Below are 19,661 nucleotides of genomic sequence, written 5' to 3'. Positions count from 1 at the left end.
GAGCAGCAATGAGTTCCATGGGGCTGCTGCGCAGCCATCGGGGATAAATCCCCTCGCCACAGGTTGGACCAGTCATTACAGGGGCGATCAATATGACCAGCATGGCCGAAGGCGGACACTCCGGAATTGATCCGCGGCTGAGCTTCGATGACCCGTTACTCGACGGTCTGCTGATTCTCTGCAAACTGCATGGCGCGACGGTCAGTCGTGCCAGCCTGAGTGCCGGGCTGCCCCTGAACAAGCAACGTCTGAGCCTGGATCTGCTGCCCCGTGCAGCGGCCCGGGCCGGTTTGCAGGCGCGCTTGTTGCGCCGCGAACTGAAGGATATTTCCGCGCTGAATCTGCCGATTCTGTTGCTGCTCAAGGATGGGCGCACCGCCGTCCTGCGGCGTTTCGCCGACGACGGCAAGGCGCTGATCCTGCCCAGCGAAGCCGATGGCGGCGAGCAATGGGTCGAACGCGAAGAACTCGCCGAACACTACAGCGGTCAGGCCTTGTTCGCCCGTCCGCGCCACGAACTCGAAGACTTGCGTTCACCGCTGGTGCCGCGGGTCCACGCCTGGTTTCGCGACACCCTGAAGCTGTCGAAATGGCTGTACAGCGACGCGATCCTCGCCAGTTTCCTGATCAACCTGCTGGGCCTGATGGTGCCGCTGTTCGTCATGCAGACCTACGACCGCGTGGTGCCGAATCAGGCCACGTCGACCCTGTGGGTGTTGGCGATCGGCCTGCTGATCGGCACCGGTTTCGAACTGGTGCTGCGGGTGGTGCGCGCGCACCTGCTGGACACCGCCGGGAAGAAAACCGATGTGATCCTTTCCGCGACGTTGTTCGAGCGCATCACCGGCATGGCGATGAAGGCGCGGCCGGCAACCATCGGCGGTTTCGCCCAGAGCATTCATGACTTTCAGGGCCTGCGCGAATTCCTCACGGCGGTGACCCTGACCAGCCTGATCGACCTGCCCTTCGTGGTGTTGATGCTGGTGGTGATCGGTCTGCTCGGTGGCTGGCTGGTGGTGATTCCGCTGCTGGCGTTTCCAATCACGATCATATTTGCTCTGGCGATTCAGGTGCGCCTGCGTGACACCGTGCAGAAAAGCCTGAGCCTGGGTGCCGAACGACAGGCGTTGCTGATCGAAACCCTCGGCGGCCTGGAAACCCTCAAGGCCTGCAGCGCCGAAAGCGAGCGCCAGCACAAATGGGAAAGCACCCATGGCGCCCTCACCCGCCTCGACAGCCACGCGCGCAACCTCTCGGCACTGGCGACCAACGGCACGCTGTTCATCCAGCAGTTCTCGGGGATGGCGACGATCGTCGCCGGGGTCTACAGCATCATCGCCGGCAACCTCAGCGTCGGTGCGCTGGTGGCCAGCTACATGCTCGGCAGCCGGGTTCTTGCGCCGCTGGGGCAGATCGCCGGGCTGATCACCCGCTACCAGCAAGCGCAACTGACCATGAAAAGCACCGACGCGCTGATGGGTCTGCCGCAGGAACGCGACGGCAAGCAGCGGCCCCTGGAGCGCACGCAGCTGCAAGGTGCGCTGGACGTCAGCGGCGTGACCTTTCACTACAACGGCCAGAACGCACCGGCGCTGAGCAACGTCAGCTTCAGCATGAAACCCGGCGAGCGGATCGGCATCATCGGCCGCAGCGGCTCGGGCAAGAGCACCCTGGCGCGACTGGTGATGGGCTTCTATGAACCCGAGGAAGGCCAGTTGCTGCTCGACGGTCTCGACCTGCGGCAACTGGATGTCGCCGACCTGCGCCAGCAGATCGGTTATGTCGCCCACGACCTGCCGCTTTTGGCCGGCAGCCTGCGCGACAACCTGACCCTCGGCGCGCGCTACATCAGCGATTCACGCATGCTCGAAGTCGCCGAACTGACCGGCGTCACCGAGCTGGCCCGTCAGCATCCGCAAGGTTTCGACCGCCCCGTGGGCGAACGCGGGCAACTGCTTTCCGGTGGTCAACGCCAGGCCGTATTGCTGGCCCGGGCATTGCTGCTCGACCCACCGATCATGCTGCTCGACGAACCCACCAGCGCCATGGATAACAGCAGCGAAGACTTGCTGCGCCAGAAGCTCCACGGTTGGGTGCAAGGCAAGACCCTGCTGCTGGTCACCCACCGCACCTCAATGCTGAGCCTGGTGGACCGGCTGCTGGTAATGGACAACGGCCGGGTCGTCGCCGACGGCCCGAAAGAAGCGGTTATCGATGCACTGCGCAAGGGCCGCGTCGGCTCGGCGGCGGTTTAGATGCGTACACATAATTTATGGCTCTCACAAAACCTGTGGCGAGGGGATTTATCCCCGATGGGCTGCGCAGCAGCCCCAAATACTCTGAGGGCGCTTCGCACCCTATCGGGGATGAATCCCCTCACCACAAGTAAGTGTTACGGGCGACGCATGGGTTGTGCGGTTTGATGTTTCTTAACTGAGGGGTATCGCCCCATGGCTGCATCTTCAGATAGCAAATCACGCGGCTACTTCGACAGTTTCGGCAAAAGCGCCGAAGCTGAGTTCATGCCGGAAACCGCCGGCGCTTCGTTGCAGGATTCGCCGCGCTGGTCGCGGATCACCGTGTGGCTGGCGGCGGCGTTGCTGATCAGTGCGCTGGTCTGGGCCAAGTTCGCCGTGCTGGAAGAAGTGACCATGGGCGAAGGCAAGGCGATTCCGTCAAGCAAGGTCCAGGTGATCCAGAACCTGGAGGGCGGGATCGTCACCGAGATTTTTGTCCGTGAAGGGCAGATGGTGAACAAGGGCGACAAGCTGCTGCGCCTGGATGACACACGCTTCCTGTCGAACAAGGGTGAGAGTGAGGCCGATCGTTACGCCCTGACCGCGCAAGTCGAACGCCTTTCCGCCGAAGCCGAGGGCCGTCCGTTCAAACTGTCTGACGAGGTGATCGCCAAAGCGCCACAGGTCGCCGAAGACGAGCGCGCGCTGTACGACCAGCGCCAACGGCGTCTGGCCAGCGAACAACGCACCCTCACCGAACAGCTGCGGCAGAAGACTCAGGAGCTGGCGGAATTCCGCTCCAAGCAAGGCCAGTACAGTTCCAGCCTGGCGCTGCTGCAGCAAGAGATGAACATGTCCGCGCCGCTGGTCGGCACGGGTGCGGTGTCGCCGGTGGAGATCCTGCGACTGAAACGCAGCGCGGTGGAAATTCGCGGCTCGCTGAACGCGACGACCCTGGCCATCCCAAGGGCGGAATCGGCAATCAACGAGATCAAGAGCAAGATCGACGAATCGGAACAGACCTTCCGCTCCGACGCCGCCAAGGACCTCAATCAGAAACGCACCGACCTGTCGAAAATCACCGCGTCGAGCATCGCCATCGACGACCGCGTCAGCCGTACCACCGTGACTTCGCCGGTGCACGGGGTGATCAAGCAACTCAAGGTCAACACCATCGGCGGCGTGGTACAGCCGGGCAGCGACATGGTGGAAATCGTGCCGCTGGAAGACAACCTGCTGATCGAAGCCAAGGTCCGTCCGCAAGACGTCGCGTTCCTCCATCCGGGCCAGAAAGCCATGGTCAAGTTCAGCGCTTATGACTACACGATATACGGCGGCCTGAGCGCAAAACTGGAACTGATCGGCGCCGACACCATCACCGATGACAAGGGCAACAGCTTCTACCTGATTCAGGTGCGCACCGATAAAAACCACTTGGGCGGGGACGTGAAACCGCTGCTGATCATCCCGGGGATGGTGGCGACGGTGGACATTATTACCGGGGAGAAAAGTGTGCTGGATTATCTGCTCAAACCAGTGCTCAAAGCCCGGACCGAGGCGATGCGCGAGCGGTAGGCATTGTTGAGATTTGCGGTGATTGATCCGGCGCCTTCGCAAGCAAGCCCGCTCCCACAAGTGATCGCATTCCTGCTGGAAGAACCCTAATGTGGGCACTGTTGAGATTGGCGCTGATTGATCCGGCGCCTTCGCGAGCAAGCCCGCTCCCACAGTTGGAATGCATTCCCCTGTGGGAGCGGGCTTGCTCGCGAAGAGGCCCGCACCAACACCCATTATTTTGAATGATTACGCTGAAAAACCTCCTCCCCCATCGCCGCAATCTGCCCCTCGATCAACGCCTCGAACGGTTTGAGCAACGGCGCAAACGTGGTCGGCGCTTCCAGAGTTTCCAGCGCCTGCACAATCGCCTCGATGGTCGACAACGCCCCCGGCCCCGGTGCCTTGCGCAACCGGTAGCGCGACACCCCGCCCTGCGCCAGCGTCACCCGTGGCAACGCTGCCAATAGCGGATTGAGGTGGAGCATCTTGCGCGCCTTGCGCCAGGTGCCGTCCGGCACCACCAGCAACAACGGTTCAGCGGATTCGCGGTAAGCCTGCAGCGGCTGCGCATCGTCAGCGGGAAACAGCAACCGCGCCTGATACCCCGGCCGATTGAGCAGCGTCGGCAGATCCTCGAACACTTCACCGACAATCAACTCGGCATTGGTCAAACCCAGCGCTGCCAGTCGCGCGGTGTTGAGCGCGTGATTGACCTCGCTCGGATGCTGCAACAGCAACACCCGGGTGCGGCTGTCGAGGCTGGGGATCAGCGGGCACAGGCAATGGGTCTGGGGGCGCAGGCAGCGCGGGCATTGGGGTCTGGACATAGTCTTTACGCCTGATTCAACTGCGCTTTGAGCAAATCACGGAAGGTCTGTATCAGCGGCTCGCGACTGCGGCCCCGGCGCATGATCATCGAAAACGGCGCCTGATAACCGAAGGTCGCCGGCAGCAACACGCGCAGGTCGCCCTTGTCGGCCCAGGCTTGGGCGTAGTGTTCTGGCAAGTAACCGATGTAAGCGCCGGACAGCACCAGAATCAGCTGCGCTTCCATACTTTCCACGGTCGCCGCGCTGTGCTTGAAACCGTGGCGGGCCAGCTCTGCCTGGCTCCAGTAACCACGGCCGACCATGCGTTGCTGGGTGATGACCTGCTCGGGGATCCGCCGTTCGTTGAACAGCGGGTGCCGGCTGCTGCAATACAGCCAGTGCTGCTCGCGGTACAGCGGCATGTACACCAGACCGCTCATGCGCGTGGAAAACGCACCGATGGCAAGATCGAGTCGATTGTCCTGCACGCCGAGTTGCAGTTCGTACGGGCTCATCACCGACAGATGCAAATGCACCGCCGGGTGTTCCTGACTGTAGGCGCCAATGGCCTCGGCGAACGGCAAGGCCTTGTCGCTGACGGTGGAGTCGATCACCCCGAGGTTGAGCGTACCGCGCAGTTCGCCCTTGAGCGCCGCGGCGTATTGCTCGAAACCTTCGAGTTCGGCGAGCAGGCGCAGGGTTTCCTGATGGAACAGCTCGCCCTTGCTGGTCAGGCTGAATCCACCGCGTCCGCGATGGCACAGCACCAGACCGAGCGCCGCTTCGAGCTGGCTCATGTAAGTGCTGATCGCCGAGGTCGACAGGTTGAGTTCCTGCTGCGCATTGGCAAAACCCTGATGGCGAACCACGCTGACGAAGATGCGCAATAGTTTCAGGTCGGGTAAAGCGTTGGCCATGTCTACTCCGGGCTTTGGAACTGCGTTGTCTGTTGCACCCCTCACCCCAGCCCTCTCCCCGAGGGAGAGGGCGCTGATCTCCAGGGCTTTCAAATCCTGAGTTCGACTCGATTTTTCAGGTCGATGCAGATTCCGCTGACAACTCTGTCGGCCCCCTCTCCCTCCGGGAGAGGGTTGGGGTGAGGGCAGCAATGTTCAGCCAGGCATGAATCCCGAAACCGCAGAGTCTAATCCGCCCGCCCTCATTAGTTTAGAAAAATCTGAACTAAGTTTTTGCCCGTAGCGATTCTTCCCCGCCACTACATTTCGCAGAATCGGCCCCACAGCGGCGTCCGAACCTGTGCTCAACGGTGCGCCGACATAAATAAAACAAAGACGATGAGGCCCTACCCGTGGACAAGATTCTTCACCAACCACTGGGCGGCAACGAAATGCCGCGCTTCGGCGGCATCGCCACCATGCTCCGACTTCCCCATGTACCGACCGCTGCCGGCCTGGACGCTGCCTTCGTTGGCGTGCCACTGGACATCGGTACTTCGCTGCGCCCCGGCACCCGCTTCGGGCCGCGCGACATCCGCACCGAATCGGTGATGATCCGCCCGTACAACATGGCCACCGGCGCCGCGCCGTTCGACTCGCTGTCGGTCGCCGACATCGGTGACGTGGCGATCAACACCTTCAACCTGCTCGACGCCGTGCGCATCATCGAAGAAGCCTACGACAACATCCTCGAGCACAACGTGATCCCGATGACCCTGGGTGGCGACCACACCATCACCCTGCCGATCCTACGTGCCATCCATAAAAAGCACGGCAAGGTCGGTCTGGTGCACATCGATGCCCACGCTGACGTCAACGATCACATGTTCGGCGAGAAGATCGCTCACGGCACGACCTTCCGTCGCGCCGTCGAAGAAGGTCTTCTGGACTGCGACCGCGTGGTGCAGATTGGTTTGCGCGCGCAGGGTTACACCGCTGACGACTTCAACTGGAGCCGCGATCAGGGTTTCCGCGTGGTGCAGGCCGAAGAGTGCTGGCACAAATCGCTGGCGCCGCTGATGGCCGAAGTGCGCGAGAAAGTCGGCGGCGGCCCGGTGTACCTGAGCTTCGACATCGACGGTATCGACCCGGCCTGGGCACCAGGCACCGGCACCCCGGAAATCGGTGGTCTGACGACCATTCAGGCGATTGAAATCGTACGCGGCTGCCAGGGCCTCGACCTGATCGGCTGCGATCTGGTAGAAGTCTCGCCGGCTTACGACACCACCGGCAACACCTCGCTGCTGGCCGCCAACCTGCTGTACGAAATGCTCTGCGTACTGCCTGGCGTGGTTCACCGCTGAGGGTTCGGCCATGAACGAACGTGAGCAGGTATTGCAAGCGGCTGCCGATCTGGTGTCCGCCTTCGCTCGTAACGATCGCGAGGCTTATTTCGGCGCGTTCAGCGCCGACGCAAGCTTCGTGTTTTACACCCTCGAACAGCCGCTGCTGTCGCGCGATGCCTACCAGGCTTTGTGGGACAGCTGGCGCGCCGAGGATGGCTTTGAAGTGCTGTCGTGCACTTCGAGCAACGCCTTCGTCAGCCTGCAAGGTGACGTGGCGGTGTTTATCCATGACGTGGCCACCGAGCTGCGCATGCAAGGGGAGCAACATTTCAGCCAGGAGCGCGAGACGATTGTTTTCAAGAAACAAGCGTCGAGCCTAGAACAACAAGGCCATTGGCTGGCCTGCCACGAACATTTGTCCGCAATGCCGGAAGGGCTGCCATCCCCTTAGCCAAACAGGTGACGCCTCACACACGATGAGGCGCGCCTTTATGATCGGAGCAGATCATGAATAACAACAACAACGACCAAAGCCTTACGCAAATTGAAACCCACGGGGTCGAACAGATCCCGGACCACGAACGTACCGCAGGCCCGACGGATTTGTTCCGGATGATCTTCGGTGGTTCCAATACCTTTGCCACCGCCGTGCTCGGCAGTTTCCCGGTGCTGTTCGGTCTGTCGTTTCAGGCCGGTGTCTGGGCGATTGTGTCGGGCGTGCTGCTCGGCTCGCTGATCCTCGCCCCGATGGGCCTGTTCGGCCCGCTCAACGGCACCAACAATGCCGTGTCCTCGGGTGCTCACTTCGGCGTGCACGGGCGGATCGTCGGTTCGTTCCTGTCGCTGTTGACCGCCATCGCATTCTTCTCGCTCTCGGTGTGGAGTTCGGGCGATGCGTTGATCGGGGGTGCGAAACGCCTGATCGGTCTGCCGGAAACCGACCTGACCCTGGGCCTGGCCTACGGCCTGTTCGCGATTCTGGTGCTGACCGTGTGCATCTACGGCTTCCGCTTTCTGCTGTGGGTGAACAAGATCGCGGTGTGGAGCGCCAGCCTGTTGTTCCTGCTGGGCATCTTCGCCTTCGCCGGTCCTTTCGACGTCAACTACGCCGGCACGGTAAACCTCGGTCAACCGGGCTTCTGGGCGGCGTTCATCGGCGCGGCGCTGGTCGCGATGAGCAACCCGATCTCGTTCGGTGCGTTCCTCGGCGACTGGTCGCGCTACATTCCGCGTGACACCTCCAAGCAGCGGATCATGGCCGCAGTGGTGCTGTCGCAGATCGCCACGTTCATCCCGTTCCTGTTCGGCCTGAGCACCGCGACCATCGTCGCGATCAAGGCGCCGGACTACATCGCGGCGAACAACTATGTGGGCGGCCTGCTGGCGGTATCGCCGAGCTGGTTCTTCCTGCCGGTGTGCCTGATTGCGGTGATCGGCGGCATGTCTACCGGCACCACCTCGCTGTATGGCACCGGGCTGGACATGTCCAGCGTGTTCCCACGGGTGCTGTCGCGGGTCAAGGCGACGCTGCTGATCGGCGTGCTGTCGATTGCCTTCATCTTCATCGGGCGCTTCGCGGCGAACCTAGTGCAGAGCGTGTCGACCTTCGCCGTGCTGATCATCACCTGCACCACCCCGTGGATGGTGATCATGATCATCGGCCTGCTGGTGCGTCGCGGCTTCTACTGCCCGGACGACCTGCAAGTGTTCACTCGCGGCGAGCAAGGCGGACGCTACTGGTTCAATCACGGCTGGAACTGGCGTGGTCTGGGCGCATGGATCCCGAGCGCGGCGGTCGGCCTGTGCTTCGTCAACCTGCCGGGGCAGTTCGTCGGCCCGTTGGGTGAAATGGCCGGCGGCATCGACATCAGTTTGCCGGTGACCCTGGGCCTGGCTTCGGTGGTGTACCTGACGCTGCTGAGCCTGTTCCCGGAACCGCGGGAGGTGTTCGGGCCCAAGGATGCCCGCCGCAAAGCCGCAGAAACACCTGAACTGCGTCAGGCCGCCTGACGCAAATCCCCTGTGGGAGCGGGCTTGCTCGCGAAGACGGCGGCACATCCAACATTGATGTGACTGACCCAAAGCATTCGCGAGCAAGCCCGCTCCCACAAGGGCAAATCGAATTCAGCCTCACCATAAAAAAGACAATCGGAGACACGCCATCATGGCTTTGGATTTATTCGTCGTCCTCATCTACGCCGCCGGCATGCTGTTGCTCGGCTACTACGGCATGCGCAAGGCCAAGACCAACGAGGATTTTCTGGTCGCCGGGCGTAACCTGGGCCCAAGCCTGTACATGGGCACCATGGCCGCGACCGTACTGGGTGGCGCGTCCACCGTCGGCACCGTGCGTCTGGGCTACGTGCATGGCATCTCCGGTTTCTGGCTGTGTGCGGCGCTGGGTTGCGGCATCGTCGCGCTGAACCTGTTTCTCGCCAAACCGCTGCTGAAACTGAAGATCTACACCGTTACCCAGGTGCTGGAAAAACGCTATAACCCGATGGCCCGCTCGGCGAGCGCGGCCATCATGCTGGCCTACGCGCTGATGATCGGCGTGACCTCGATCCTGGCGATCGGCACCGTGCTGCAAGTGCTGTTCGGCCTGCCATTCTGGATCTCGGTGCTGCTCGGCGGTGGCGTGGTGGTGATCTACTCGGCGATCGGCGGCATGTGGTCGCTGACCCTGACCGACATCGTCCAGTTCATCATCAAGACCGTGGGCCTGATGTTCATCCTGTTGCCGATCTGCCTGTACCGCGTCGGCGGCTGGGACGAACTGGTGCTGAAGCTGCCGGCAGCGGCGTTCAACTTCACCACCATCGGTTGGGACACGATCATCACCTACTTCATGATCTACTTCTTCGGCATCCTCATCGGTCAGGACATCTGGCAACGGGTGTTCACCGTCAAGACCGCCAAAGTCGCCCAGTACGCCGGCAGCATCGCCGGTATCTACTGCATCCTCTACGGTCTGGCCTGCGCGCTGATCGGCATGGCCGCGCACGTACTGATCCCGGATCTGGACAACGTCAACAACGCCTTCGCCGCCATCGTCAAACTGTCGCTGCCGGACGGCATCCGTGGTCTGGTGATCGCTGCTGCTCTGGCGGCGATGATGTCCACCGCCAGCGCCGGCCTGCTGGCTGCTGCCACCACGCTGACTGAAGACCTGCTGCCGAAACTGCGCGGCGGCAAACAGTCGAGCCTGGCGATCAACCGCCTGTTCACCCTGCTCACCGGTGTCGTGGTGCTGGGTATCGCGTTGGTGGTGAATGACGTGATCAGCGCCCTGACCCTGGCGTACAACCTGCTGGTGGGCGGCATGCTGATTCCGCTGATCGGTGCGATCTTCTGGAAACGCGCGACCACCGCCGGCGCCATCGCCAGCATGGGCCTGGGTTTTGCCACCGCGCTGCTGTTCATGTTCAAGGACGGTCTGGATGCCAACACGCCGATCTACTACAGCCTGGCTGTGGGGCTGGTGAGTTTTGTGGTGGTCAGCCTGGTCTCCCCTCGCCCGGCGACGGTGGCGAGTGCGATCTAAGCTCTGATGTAACGACTTGATGCTTTCTTCGACGGGTGTGGCGTCGGTTGCCACACCCGTTTTTTTACGTCTGGAGAAAATGGCTTATGAAGATCGTTTCGCGCGATCAGTGGTTCGAAGTTCAGCACTTGAGCGACGGCATCCGGTTGATCCATGAGCCGTATATCCGCCCGTTCTACCGCTGCAATTTGTGGCACGTGCAGGGGCGCGACAAAGACTTGTTGCTCGACAGCGGCTCGGGGCTGGTCAGCCTGCGCGAGCAGTTACCGTGGATTACCGAGCGGCCATTGGTGGCGGTGGCCAGTCATTGCCACTTCGACCACATTGCCGGGCATCACGAATTCGCCGAGCGCCTGGTGCATCCTGCCGAGGCCGACATCCTCGCCGCGCCGGACGGCGAGAATGACCTGAGCCGGGCCTTCGTCGGCGACGACATGTTCGAGGCGCACCCGGATTGCCCGCTTTGCTACGCCGAATACCGGGTGAAGGCCGCGCCGGCCACCGGTTTTGTCGAGGATGGCGATGTGCTGGATCTGGGCAACCGCACCCTGCAAGTGCTGCACACGCCGGGGCATTCGCCCGGCGGGATCAGCCTGTATGAGGCGGCCACCGAAACGTTATTCAGCGGCGACATCATCTACGACGGGCCGCTGATCGAAGACGCTTACCACTCCAATCTGCAGGATTACGCGGCCAGTCTGCGGCGTTTGCAGGCGCTGCCGATCCGCACCGTGCATGGCGGACATTTCGGCAGTTTTTCCGGCGGGCATTTGCGTTCGATGATTGACGAATGGTTGCGTCGACACGCTTGAGGCCTGCTGTAATCAGTCAAAACAACAACGAAATCATCTGCCATGAGAAGAGCTGCCGTGCGTGCTGCGGTGCACCGATACATTCGGCGCCTGCTGGAATCCCGCGAATTCAACGACGACACCAGTCTGGTGCAGTTAGGGCTGGAGAAGGCAGATATCGAAGATCTGATATTTCATCTGGAAGATGAGTTCGGACTGACGGCGTTCACGGCCGAAGAGGATCACATACTCAAGACCGCGAAGACCGCGAATGACCTGAGTCGATTTCTGCTGGAGATCGGGCGACACGGAGAAGGGTTATAAATACAGCACTCGTGTTGCTGGAGCGCCCTGTGGCGAGGGGATTTAGCGAAACGTCGCACCGCCCCGATGGGTTGCGCAGCAGCCCTGAAGTCAGTAATCGTAATCTCGCGGGTTAAACCAAATTGAATAGTTTTTTTGGACTGCTTCGCAGCCCATCGGGGCGGTGCGACGTTTCGCTAAATCCCCTCGCTACAAAAGCAAAAGATCGCAGCCTTCGGCAGCTCCTACACTTTTCTGTAGGAGCTGCCGAAGGCTGCGATCTTTTGATCTTTAATCAGGCACTACCGCCGGCGAGGCTGACGCCGGCGCTGTTCGTCATCGGTGCGGATCGGTACGGGTTGCAGAGGCGGTTCGATCAAGCCGAGGGCAACACCCAAATCGTGCAGCCAGTTCTGAATTTTCTCTTTCATCGTCATGCCCCCTTCAGGGTAGTGCTGAGCGGCCGGAATTCTGAGGCCGCTTCGCACTGATAATAGTCCGAAGTCCTACGCAATGCTCGGCCAAATCCGCAATGATCTGTTACTGAATTGAACAGAATTACGGTTGGTTGGTTCACGCCGTCTGCCGGGTTTCACTCGATGCCACGGAATAGAGCGCTTGCTGCTGTTCAATCCAGGCATTGAGGTTGGCCCCGACCATGCCCTTGCGCCACATGAGCCATGTTGTCGCACTGGCAAACGGTTCGGCCAACGGGTGCACTGCAACGCTCTCGCGCCCCGGCAGACTGGCGAGCATCGACTCCGACATTAATGCCACACCGCTGCCGGCAATCACGCAGGCGAGCATGCCCTGATACGACTCGATCTCCATCGCCCGGCCCATCGCCGCCTGATAGTGAACGAACCACGCCTCCAGCCGCGCGCGGTAGGCGCAACCATGACGAAAGGTGAATACCGCCCTGCCCTCGACCTCCTTGGCGCTGCGGATCGGCGGGTGGTCGGCTTCGCTGATCAGCACCAGACGCTCGTCGCACAGCGGCACGCCGTCGATCCCGGCGAGTTGCGGCGGGCCGTCCACCAGCGCCGCATCGAGGCGCCCGGAGACCAGGCCTTCGAGCAATTCGCCGCTGGGTCCGGACTGCACTTGCAGATTCACCGCCGGGTATTGCTTGTGATAGCGCGCCAGCAACGCCGGCAAATGGATCGCCGCGGTGCTGTACAGCGTGCCGAGGACAAAATCCCCGGCCGGCTGCCCGCCCATCACCGCTGCACTGGCCTGATCGCGCAGGGCGAACAGCTTGCCGGTGTAGTCCAGCAGGACTTTTCCCGCAGGTGATAACTGCAAACGCTGACGCTCACGAACGAAAAGTTCGACGCCCAATTGCTCTTCCAGTTGCTTGAGTCGGGTCGACAGGTTGGACGGCACTCGGTGCAGGCGTTCTGCTGCGCGGGTGATCGAACCTTCTTCGGCGACTGCCTGAAAGATCCGCAATTGGCTGAACTCCACGACCTTTCTCCACAACAGAACAAGTTACTCACTATTATTCAATTTTAAAGAAAGTCAATCGCTTCTAGCCTGACGGTCATTGCTCCTTCAAAGGAATCCCGACCATGTCGCCACTGATTCGCTTATCCGCCTGTTTCGTCGCCCTGATGATGGCCATGGGCATCGGGCGTTTCGCCCTCACCCCGCAACTGCCGCACCTGCTCAGCGAAGGTCAGGTCGACCTGACGGCCGCCGGTCTGATTGCTGCGGCCAACTACCTCGGTTACCTGCTGGGCGCGGTGGACGCGATGTTCGCCCACCGTCCGCAGCAAGTGCAGCGCCGGTTGCATGGCGGTTTGTGGCTGTGTGTGCTGCTGACCCTGGCATCGTTCTGGGCCAACGGCTTCTGGGCGCATTTGCTGCTGCGCTTCAGTACCGGGGTGGCGAGTGCCTGGGTGCTGGTGATGATCACCGCATTGAGTCAGCCTCTGGCAGCGGCGGCAGGTCGGCCACGGCTGGGTGCGCTGGTATTTGCCGGTCCCGGACTGGGAATTTTTCTGACCGGGCTGCTGGCACTGTTCTCACATCTGCTGAATCAGACCTCTGCCACCTTGTGGCTGATCTATGCCGCCGTGGCGCTGGTGATGTTGCTGGGGATCGTGCGGATCCTGCCGCAACCGGGCGTGCACACACCGGTCGCCACCCTCAACGTCAACCATTCGAATCGCGGCATCCCGCGACTGGCGGCGGTGTATGCGTTATATGGCGTGGGTTACATCATCCCGGCCACGTTTCTCTCGCAAATGGCCAACGCGCAATTTCACGGGCAATGGCAGGCCGACCTGTTCTGGCCGTGCTTCGGTCTTGGTGCGGCGATTGGCGTGCTGTTGGTGAGCCTGCGTCGCCATGATCCGAACACCACACGGCACTGGCTGACCGCCACCCTGTGGTTGCAGGCGCTCGGGGTCTTCGCCTGTCTGTTGGGCAGTGGTTATGGCTTGGCGCTGGGGGTGGTGTTGTGCGGCATGCCGTTCCTGGCCTGCATGCAACTGGTGATGCAACGTTCGCGAGAACTGGCGCCGCACACAACTCAGCGCAACGCCGGACTGCTGACCGCATGCTTCGCCGTCGGCCAGCTCAGCGGCCCGTTACTGGCGGCGCTGAGCAGCCATTTCAGCGGTGGTCTGCAACCGGCGCTGATCATTGCCGGCAGCGGTCTGCTGATTGCCGGCGGGCTTGCGCTGCAATCGGTCAGTGCTGGCCGAGGGCTTTGCGCAAACGCCGACGCACCCACTGCTCAGCGCTGACAAAGGTAATGCCAAGCAACACCAGCACCGCGCCGATGACGAAGTTCACGCTCAACTCTTCACCAAGCAGCACCACGCCGAACGTGACGCCGAACAACGGCGTCATGAACGAAAACACCGCCAGATTGGCCGCCAGATAGCGGCGCAGCAGCCAGAACCAGGTCAGGTAACTGAAGAACGACACCACCAGGCCCTGGAACAGCACGCTGGCCACCGCCACGCTGGTCAGGCTGACGTGAGTGATCTGGCCGCTGAACAGCGCGATCAACAGCAGGCCGACGAAGCCGACGATCAATTGATAAAACAAGGTCAAGGTCACCGGCGCTTCCGATAGCCGCGAAGCGCGCACCACCACAGTGGTCGCGCCCCAGCAGGCACCGGCAATGACCCCGAACGCATCGCCCAGCAGCATGCGCCGGTCGAGGTTATCCCACGACACGCCGCCGGCGAAGGCAATGGCGATACCGACGAAGGCGAGCAGAATTCCCAGCCATTGCAAAGGCCGCAGGCGTTCACTGGCCAACAGAAAATGCACGCCGAGCGCGGTGAAAATCGGCGCGGTGTAGAGGAACACCGACATGTGCGCGGCGGTAGTCAGTTGCAGACCTTCGGCGATGAAGAAGAACTCCAGACCGAACAGCGCACCGGCCAGCAGCCCTCCACGCCAGGTGTTGCCGACCTGATCCCAGCCGCCCTTCCAGCACAGCAGCAACCCCACCAGCAACGCGGAAATCCCCGAACGCCCGGCCGCCTGCATCACCGGCGCGATGTCGGGCGCGGCCCACTTGATCATCACTTGCTGCACGCCCCAGATCAGGCAGAGGCCGATCATCACCTGCAAGGCAAACCCATCGGCATTGCGCCGCTCGACATTCACCGCAACACCTCGAAAACACACAACATGGCAGCCGTCCAATGGTCAAAAATCTGTGTCGGGGATTATCAATCACTCGGGCAAAAAAAGCCGTCTGAAAAAGACTTTGTCTGCGTCAGTAACGTCAGCGGTGAATGGTTGTCGGCTGCGCCGCCATTCGCGAGCAAGCCCGCTCCCACAGGATGATCGCATTCCCCCTGTGGGAGCGGGCTTGCTCGCGAGGGCGTCGCCCCAGACAACAAAGATTACGGGGCTGACTTCACAAATCGCTTTGCCACCAAAAAGCCGACCGTACACGCCACAGCAGTGGCAAACGTCCCCCACGCCCAATCCAGCAAACTCACCTGCACCGACCACCCGCGCAACGTCGCCCAATTGGTCAGGTCATACGTGCCGTACGCCACCAGCCCCAACAATGCGCCCATCTTTGCCGCCCGTTGCCAGCTCAGCGCTGGCAACACCACAAACTGCACGCAACCAAAAACGTACAGGCAATAAAAAACCGCTGCCGGAACCAGCAGCGGTTTTTCGAGCATCAGCGAACCGAGCAGTTCGCGGTAGGTTGGCGCCATCAGCACGCCGAGCCAGATACCGTCGAGCAACAGAAACGCCAGCAGAGTGGCGATATAAGCAAGCAACGGCTTTTTCATTTACCCGACCTCAAGTGACCCCATGCAACATGGGCCCCGCAAGGCTCAGGTTAGTTCAATGCGATCGGCATGAATGACGATCTTGCCTTCCTTGTACAGCGAACCGATGGCCTTCTTGAAGTTGCCCTTGCTGACACCGAACAGACTGCTGATCAACGCCGGATCGCTCTTGTCGCTGACGGCCAGCGTGCCATTGTTTTCACGCAACTTGGCGAGGATCTTCGAGCTCAGGCTGCTCGCCGCTTCCTGGCCAACCGGTTGCAGGCTGAGGCTGATCTTGCCGTCGGCGCGCACTTCCTTGATGAAACCCTTCTCGCGCATGCCGGAACGCATGAACTTGAAGATCTCATTCTTGTGGATCAAGCCCCAGTGCTTGTTGTTGATGATCGCCTTGAAGCCCATGTCGGTGGCTTCGGCCACCAGCAGATCAACTTCCTGCCCGGCGCTGTAGTTGGCCGGGGTCTTGTCGAGATAGCGATCCAGACGTGCGGTGGCGGTGATGCGGCGGGTGTGTTTGTCGAGATAGACGTGCACCACGCAATATTCACCAGCGGTCATCTGCCGCTTCTCTTCGGAATACGGCAGCAACAGATCCTTCGGCAAGCCCCAGTCGAGGAACACACCGATGCTGTTGATTTCAACAACTTTCAGACTGGCAAACTCGCCGACCTGAACTTTTGGTTTTTCAGTGGTAGCGATAAGTTTGTCATCGCTGTCCAGATAAATAAAAACGTTGAGCCAGTCTTCATCTTCGCTGGGAATATCTTTAGGGATATAGCGGTTGGGCAAAAGAATTTCGCCGTCGGCACCGCCGTCCAGATATAAACCGAAGTTAGTGTGTTTAACCACTTGCAAACTGTTGTAACGCCCGACTAAAGCCATTTTCCAAAACCCTCATTGCGTGGGCGGCATTCTACCCGGTTTTGCCGGTCTCGTTCGCTGGGCGAGCAGCCTGCCGCAGAAAATCTGCGGAAGCCTTGATTTTCCTTGGTTTGCGCAGGCGGTTTGCCATTCGTCAGGCCAGCGCGAAGCCTGCTGTGCCGTTTCACGGCGGACATTTGCGCCAATGAAGAATAAATGTTGTTATTTAAAACAGTGGCTTAGGGGAATAATCCGATTGTTTAATCGAGAATAATCCACCCACGCGCTCAGTTATTCCCGGGGATATTTATCAAGCAATTGTCAAGTTATTCCTGTACGATGCCTGGCCGAGTTACTTTTCTACAGGTTAATGGCCGCCATGCGTGTAAAAGCATCCACCAGCAAAGCAAAGCCAGCTCCAGCCGTTGAAACCAGCGAATCGATCAACGATCAGATCGCAGCGTTCCTCAAGTCCGGCGGCGAAATCCAGCAAATTGCCAAAGGCGTCAGCGGCCAGACGTTCGGTCCGTCCAAGCAGATCAGCCTGGGCAAGAAGTAACACCCGGTAATACACCCGTCCTGAGACGCTTTGAGCTTCGAAGCGTCTGGACTGGCACCCGCGTTACACCCTCCTTCTGTTTAATCAAATCCTTTGAAAATCGACGAACGGCCATCATTGCCGAGCATTCGCCGGTATCCTTGCACGCGTCTGGATCAAGCGTTTCAGCAGGCCAAGCCCTGCCCTCGCTGTTCATGGAGTGACGCATGCTCAAATCAACTTTCTGTTTATTGTTTGTGGGCCTTATGGCCTGCTCATCGGCGCACGCGCAGATTTTCCAGCGCGAGCTCGGCGACTTCGACCTCAAACTCGGCACCACGCCCAGCCGCAGCATGGCCCAAGGGCTGGTCAAACCGGCGGCAGTCGGCTCGTTCCACGGTGGCCTCGATCTCAGCCACGACAGCGGCCTGTATGTCGGCCAGTATGCACCGAGCATGGGCCTGACCCCGGGCAAGAATCTGGAAATCGACTCCTACGTCGGTTTCAAACAACCTTTCGATCAGACCCTCGGCTACGAAGTCGGGATGATCCATTACAGCTATCCCAAAGTAGACACCCTCGACAGCCAGGAGCTGTTCGGCGGCCTGACCCTGCTCGGCAGCCGCTTCGGTGTGGCCGTCAGCAACGACCCGGACAAACAGAACAACACGCTGTTCGCCGACCTCGGCGGCAATCAGCCGTTCGGCATCGGGATCAGCATGAAATACACCACCCACCAACTGAACACGCCGGTGTCGGTGGACGGTGGTTATGTCAGCAGTTTTACCGATTGGTCGGTGAAGTTTTCCCGACCGTTCATGGGCGTCGATCTCGATCTGATCTACAGCAATTCCAACCTCAGCGGCAGCGAATGCTCGGCGTACTCGGGACACAACAGTCAGTGTGACGGCCTGGTGACGCTCAAGGCCGAACGCGCGTTCTATTGATCGGCTGAACTGCCGGGAGCTTCCTGCGTTCACATGAGAATCAGACGTCAGGCTCTCGCAAGGATTCGCTCATGTCTCGCTGGTTCAAACACCTCGCCACCCTGCTGATCTTCACCCTCGCCCTCGGCGCCTGCAGCCGCGTCGGCCTGGCCTACCGCAATCTCGACGTGATCATTCCATGGACGCTTGGCGACTATCTGGACATGACCAGCGAGCAAAAAGACTGGTTCAACGATCGCCTCAAGGAGCACCTGAACTGGCACTGCACCACGCAATTGCCGGGCTACCTCGACTGGCTGGATCGCTTGCAGGCAATGGTCGAAAGCAATCAGGTGACCGACGCTGCGCTGCAAGCACGAACCGAGGAAGCGAAAAAAGCCATTGCCGAAACTGCACGGCAGATCACACCGTCGGCCATCGAGCTGCTGCAAGGGCTGGACGACAAGCAAGTCGCCGAGATGAACGATGCGTTTGCCAAGGATCTGCGCAAACGGGAAAAGGAATACGTCAAACCGCCACTGGCGCAGCAGATCGCCGAGCGCGGCGCGCGCATGGACAAGCGCCTGACCGATTGGCTTGGCCCGTTGAGCGCCACTCAGGAACAACGGGTGATGGCCTGGTCGACCGCGCTGGGCGATCAGAACACTCAATGGATCGCCAACCGCGCACATTGGCAGCAACAGTTCAGTAACGCCGTTGCCCAGCGTAAAAGTGCCGAATTCCCACAACGAATCGAGACACTTCTGGTCAACCGCGAGCGTTTATGGACATCGGATTACCAGAAGGCCTACGCCAACACCGAAGCGCAAGCGCGCTCGCTGGCGGTGGATCTGATGGCCGAAAGTACGCCGCAGCAGCGTCAGCGGTTGTTGAAAAAGATCGAAGGCGTACGTAAAGATTTCAACGACCTCAAATGCCTGAAGGCCGCGCAAAAACCTTAAGGCTATGCAAAAAACAATGTGGGAGCGGGCTTGCTCGCGAACGCGGTGTACCAGACACGTTAATAGTGAATGACACACCGCATTCGCGAGCAAGCCCGCTCCCATAAAAGGCTATCAGGCAATCTGCGCTTTGGAAGCCACCTCATCAAACGTCGCCTCATCCAGCGCATCTTCCTGCTCGTCCAGCACCTGCCGCGGATGATCATTTCCGGGAATGCTGCTGTCGATCAGGCCCAGCAGACTTGATCCGCGTGGCGTCAGAATGAAATTGCTGCCGGTACTGCCCATATGATCCGGGCGCGGTTCGATAAATCCACGATCAAGCAACAAGCCTTCATATTCGCAGGCCACCGTTTTCAGGTGATCCAGATTCTCGATTGGCTCGCCTGCACTGGCTTTCTGCGCCGCATAGTCCTCGGCATATTTTCGCGGCGCGAAACTTTCGCCTGCGCTGTTCTGCACTTCATGCAGCAGGCGTTCAATCAAATCCCAGTTATAAGTCGTCATCCTGATTCAACCTCCGGTGCGCGTGATTTGGGGCGCTGTCATAGGTTGTGACCCGGACGCATCGCAGCCGTTCAGCTGCATTTTCCGCGGCGACCGACCGGCGGTCT

The 19,661-nt window shown here is 60.4% G+C and carries 20 protein-coding genes; 12 read left to right on the top strand and 8 right to left on the bottom strand.

Annotation, left to right across the window (positions count from 1 at the left end; genetic code table 11):
• Positions 1–92: 92 nt before the first annotated feature.
• Complete coding sequence (locus tag E4T63_RS07475; protein WP_135295179.1) at positions 93–2,255, top strand: type I secretion system permease/ATPase; 2,163 nt, start codon at positions 93–95, stop codon at positions 2,253–2,255.
• Positions 2,256–2,450: 195 nt separating this feature from the next.
• Complete coding sequence (locus tag E4T63_RS07470; protein WP_134785702.1) at positions 2,451–3,812, top strand: HlyD family type I secretion periplasmic adaptor subunit; 1,362 nt, start codon at positions 2,451–2,453, stop codon at positions 3,810–3,812.
• A 215-nt stretch (positions 3,813–4,027) separates the two neighbouring features.
• On the opposite strand, the gene E4T63_RS07465 is transcribed toward E4T63_RS07470, so the two are convergent.
• Together E4T63_RS07465 and E4T63_RS07460 are read right to left on the bottom strand one after the other, a co-directional pair.
• Positions 4,028–4,621 carry a tRNA-uridine aminocarboxypropyltransferase gene (locus E4T63_RS07465; protein WP_134785701.1) on the bottom strand — a complete coding sequence of 198 codons (594 nt, stop codon included), beginning with the start codon at positions 4,619–4,621 and terminating at the stop codon, positions 4,028–4,030.
• Between the two features lie 5 nt (positions 4,622–4,626).
• Positions 4,627–5,520 (bottom strand): LysR family transcriptional regulator, encoded by an 894-nt coding sequence (locus E4T63_RS07460; protein ID WP_007956593.1) that lies wholly within the window; start codon positions 5,518–5,520, stop codon positions 4,627–4,629.
• 392 nt (positions 5,521–5,912) lie between these two features.
• Between E4T63_RS07460 and speB the strand changes: the two genes are divergently transcribed.
• The 6 genes from speB to E4T63_RS07430 all read left to right on the top strand — a co-directional run bounded on the left by speB (position 5,913) and on the right by E4T63_RS07430 (position 11,504).
• Complete coding sequence (gene speB, locus E4T63_RS07455; protein WP_003222717.1) at positions 5,913–6,863, top strand: agmatinase; 951 nt, start codon at positions 5,913–5,915, stop codon at positions 6,861–6,863.
• 10 nt (positions 6,864–6,873) lie between these two features.
• Positions 6,874–7,296, top strand: a complete 423-nt coding sequence (locus tag E4T63_RS07450) for a YybH family protein (protein ID WP_097090488.1) — start codon at positions 6,874–6,876, stop codon at positions 7,294–7,296.
• A 56-nt stretch (positions 7,297–7,352) separates the two neighbouring features.
• On the top strand, positions 7,353–8,855 hold the full coding sequence (locus E4T63_RS07445) for a purine-cytosine permease family protein (RefSeq protein WP_135295178.1): 1,503 nt from the start codon (positions 7,353–7,355) through the stop codon (positions 8,853–8,855).
• 154 nt (positions 8,856–9,009) lie between these two features.
• Complete coding sequence (locus E4T63_RS07440; protein WP_047598203.1) at positions 9,010–10,389, top strand: sodium:solute symporter; 1,380 nt, start codon at positions 9,010–9,012, stop codon at positions 10,387–10,389.
• Positions 10,390–10,475: 86 nt separating this feature from the next.
• Complete coding sequence (locus E4T63_RS07435) at positions 10,476–11,201, top strand: MBL fold metallo-hydrolase (protein ID WP_098967752.1); 726 nt, start codon at positions 10,476–10,478, stop codon at positions 11,199–11,201.
• Between the two features lie 42 nt (positions 11,202–11,243).
• Positions 11,244–11,504, top strand: a complete 261-nt coding sequence (locus tag E4T63_RS07430; RefSeq protein WP_098967751.1) for a phosphopantetheine-containing protein — start codon at positions 11,244–11,246, stop codon at positions 11,502–11,504.
• Positions 11,505–11,785: 281 nt separating this feature from the next.
• On the opposite strand, the gene E4T63_RS28800 is transcribed toward E4T63_RS07430, so the two are convergent.
• Together E4T63_RS28800 and ptrR are read right to left on the bottom strand one after the other, a co-directional pair.
• Entirely contained in the window at positions 11,786–11,914 is a 129-nt protein-coding gene (locus tag E4T63_RS28800; protein WP_003184145.1) for a PA1414 family protein, read from the bottom strand.
• A 142-nt stretch (positions 11,915–12,056) separates the two neighbouring features.
• Positions 12,057–12,950, bottom strand: a complete 894-nt coding sequence (gene ptrR, locus E4T63_RS07425) for a putrescine utilization regulator PtrR (RefSeq protein ID WP_098967749.1) — start codon at positions 12,948–12,950, stop codon at positions 12,057–12,059.
• 104 nt (positions 12,951–13,054) lie between these two features.
• Between ptrR and E4T63_RS07420 the strand changes: the two genes are divergently transcribed.
• Positions 13,055–14,236 (top strand): MFS transporter, encoded by a 1,182-nt coding sequence (locus tag E4T63_RS07420; RefSeq protein ID WP_135295177.1) that lies wholly within the window; start codon positions 13,055–13,057, stop codon positions 14,234–14,236.
• On the opposite strand, the gene E4T63_RS07415 is transcribed toward E4T63_RS07420, so the two are convergent.
• From E4T63_RS07415 to E4T63_RS07405, 3 genes are all read right to left on the bottom strand, one after another.
• Complete coding sequence (locus tag E4T63_RS07415) at positions 14,181–15,068, bottom strand: DMT family transporter (RefSeq protein ID WP_432431705.1); 888 nt, start codon at positions 15,066–15,068, stop codon at positions 14,181–14,183. The genes E4T63_RS07420 and E4T63_RS07415 overlap by 56 nt on opposite strands.
• 287 nt (positions 15,069–15,355) lie before the next feature.
• Positions 15,356–15,760, bottom strand: coding sequence for a DUF2177 family protein (locus tag E4T63_RS07410; RefSeq protein WP_135295175.1), 405 nt, complete (start codon positions 15,758–15,760; stop codon positions 15,356–15,358).
• A gap of 45 nt (positions 15,761–15,805) precedes the next feature.
• A complete protein-coding gene (locus tag E4T63_RS07405; protein WP_027614566.1) occupies positions 15,806–16,642 on the bottom strand; it encodes a CvfB family protein in 837 nt (278 codons plus the stop codon).
• A 349-nt stretch (positions 16,643–16,991) separates the two neighbouring features.
• Here E4T63_RS07405 and E4T63_RS07400 point away from each other — a divergent pair, with 349 nt between their 5' ends.
• The 3 genes from E4T63_RS07400 to E4T63_RS07390 all read left to right on the top strand — a co-directional run bounded on the left by E4T63_RS07400 (position 16,992) and on the right by E4T63_RS07390 (position 19,047).
• Positions 16,992–17,180, top strand: a complete 189-nt coding sequence (locus E4T63_RS07400) for a hypothetical protein (RefSeq protein WP_016985943.1) — start codon at positions 16,992–16,994, stop codon at positions 17,178–17,180.
• 206 nt (positions 17,181–17,386) lie between these two features.
• Entirely contained in the window at positions 17,387–18,106 is a 720-nt protein-coding gene (locus tag E4T63_RS07395) for a TorF family putative porin (RefSeq protein WP_096797476.1), read from the top strand.
• Positions 18,107–18,177: 71 nt separating this feature from the next.
• Entirely contained in the window at positions 18,178–19,047 is an 870-nt protein-coding gene (locus tag E4T63_RS07390) for a DUF6279 family lipoprotein (RefSeq protein WP_135295174.1), read from the top strand.
• A gap of 114 nt (positions 19,048–19,161) precedes the next feature.
• Here the strand turns inward: E4T63_RS07390 and E4T63_RS07385 are convergent, their stop codons facing one another.
• The gene (locus E4T63_RS07385; protein ID WP_135295173.1) at positions 19,162–19,554 is read right to left on the bottom strand and encodes a transcriptional regulator; all 393 of its coding nucleotides are present in this window, start codon (positions 19,552–19,554) and stop codon (positions 19,162–19,164) included.
• Positions 19,555–19,661 lie beyond the last annotated feature (107 nt).

This window comes from Pseudomonas fluorescens (genome assembly GCF_004683905.1).
Classification (GTDB): Bacteria; Pseudomonadota; Gammaproteobacteria; order Pseudomonadales; family Pseudomonadaceae; genus Aquipseudomonas; species Aquipseudomonas putida_A.
The sequence above is the reverse complement of the archived record's forward strand: the minus strand, read 5'-3'. Positions and strand labels throughout refer to the sequence as shown.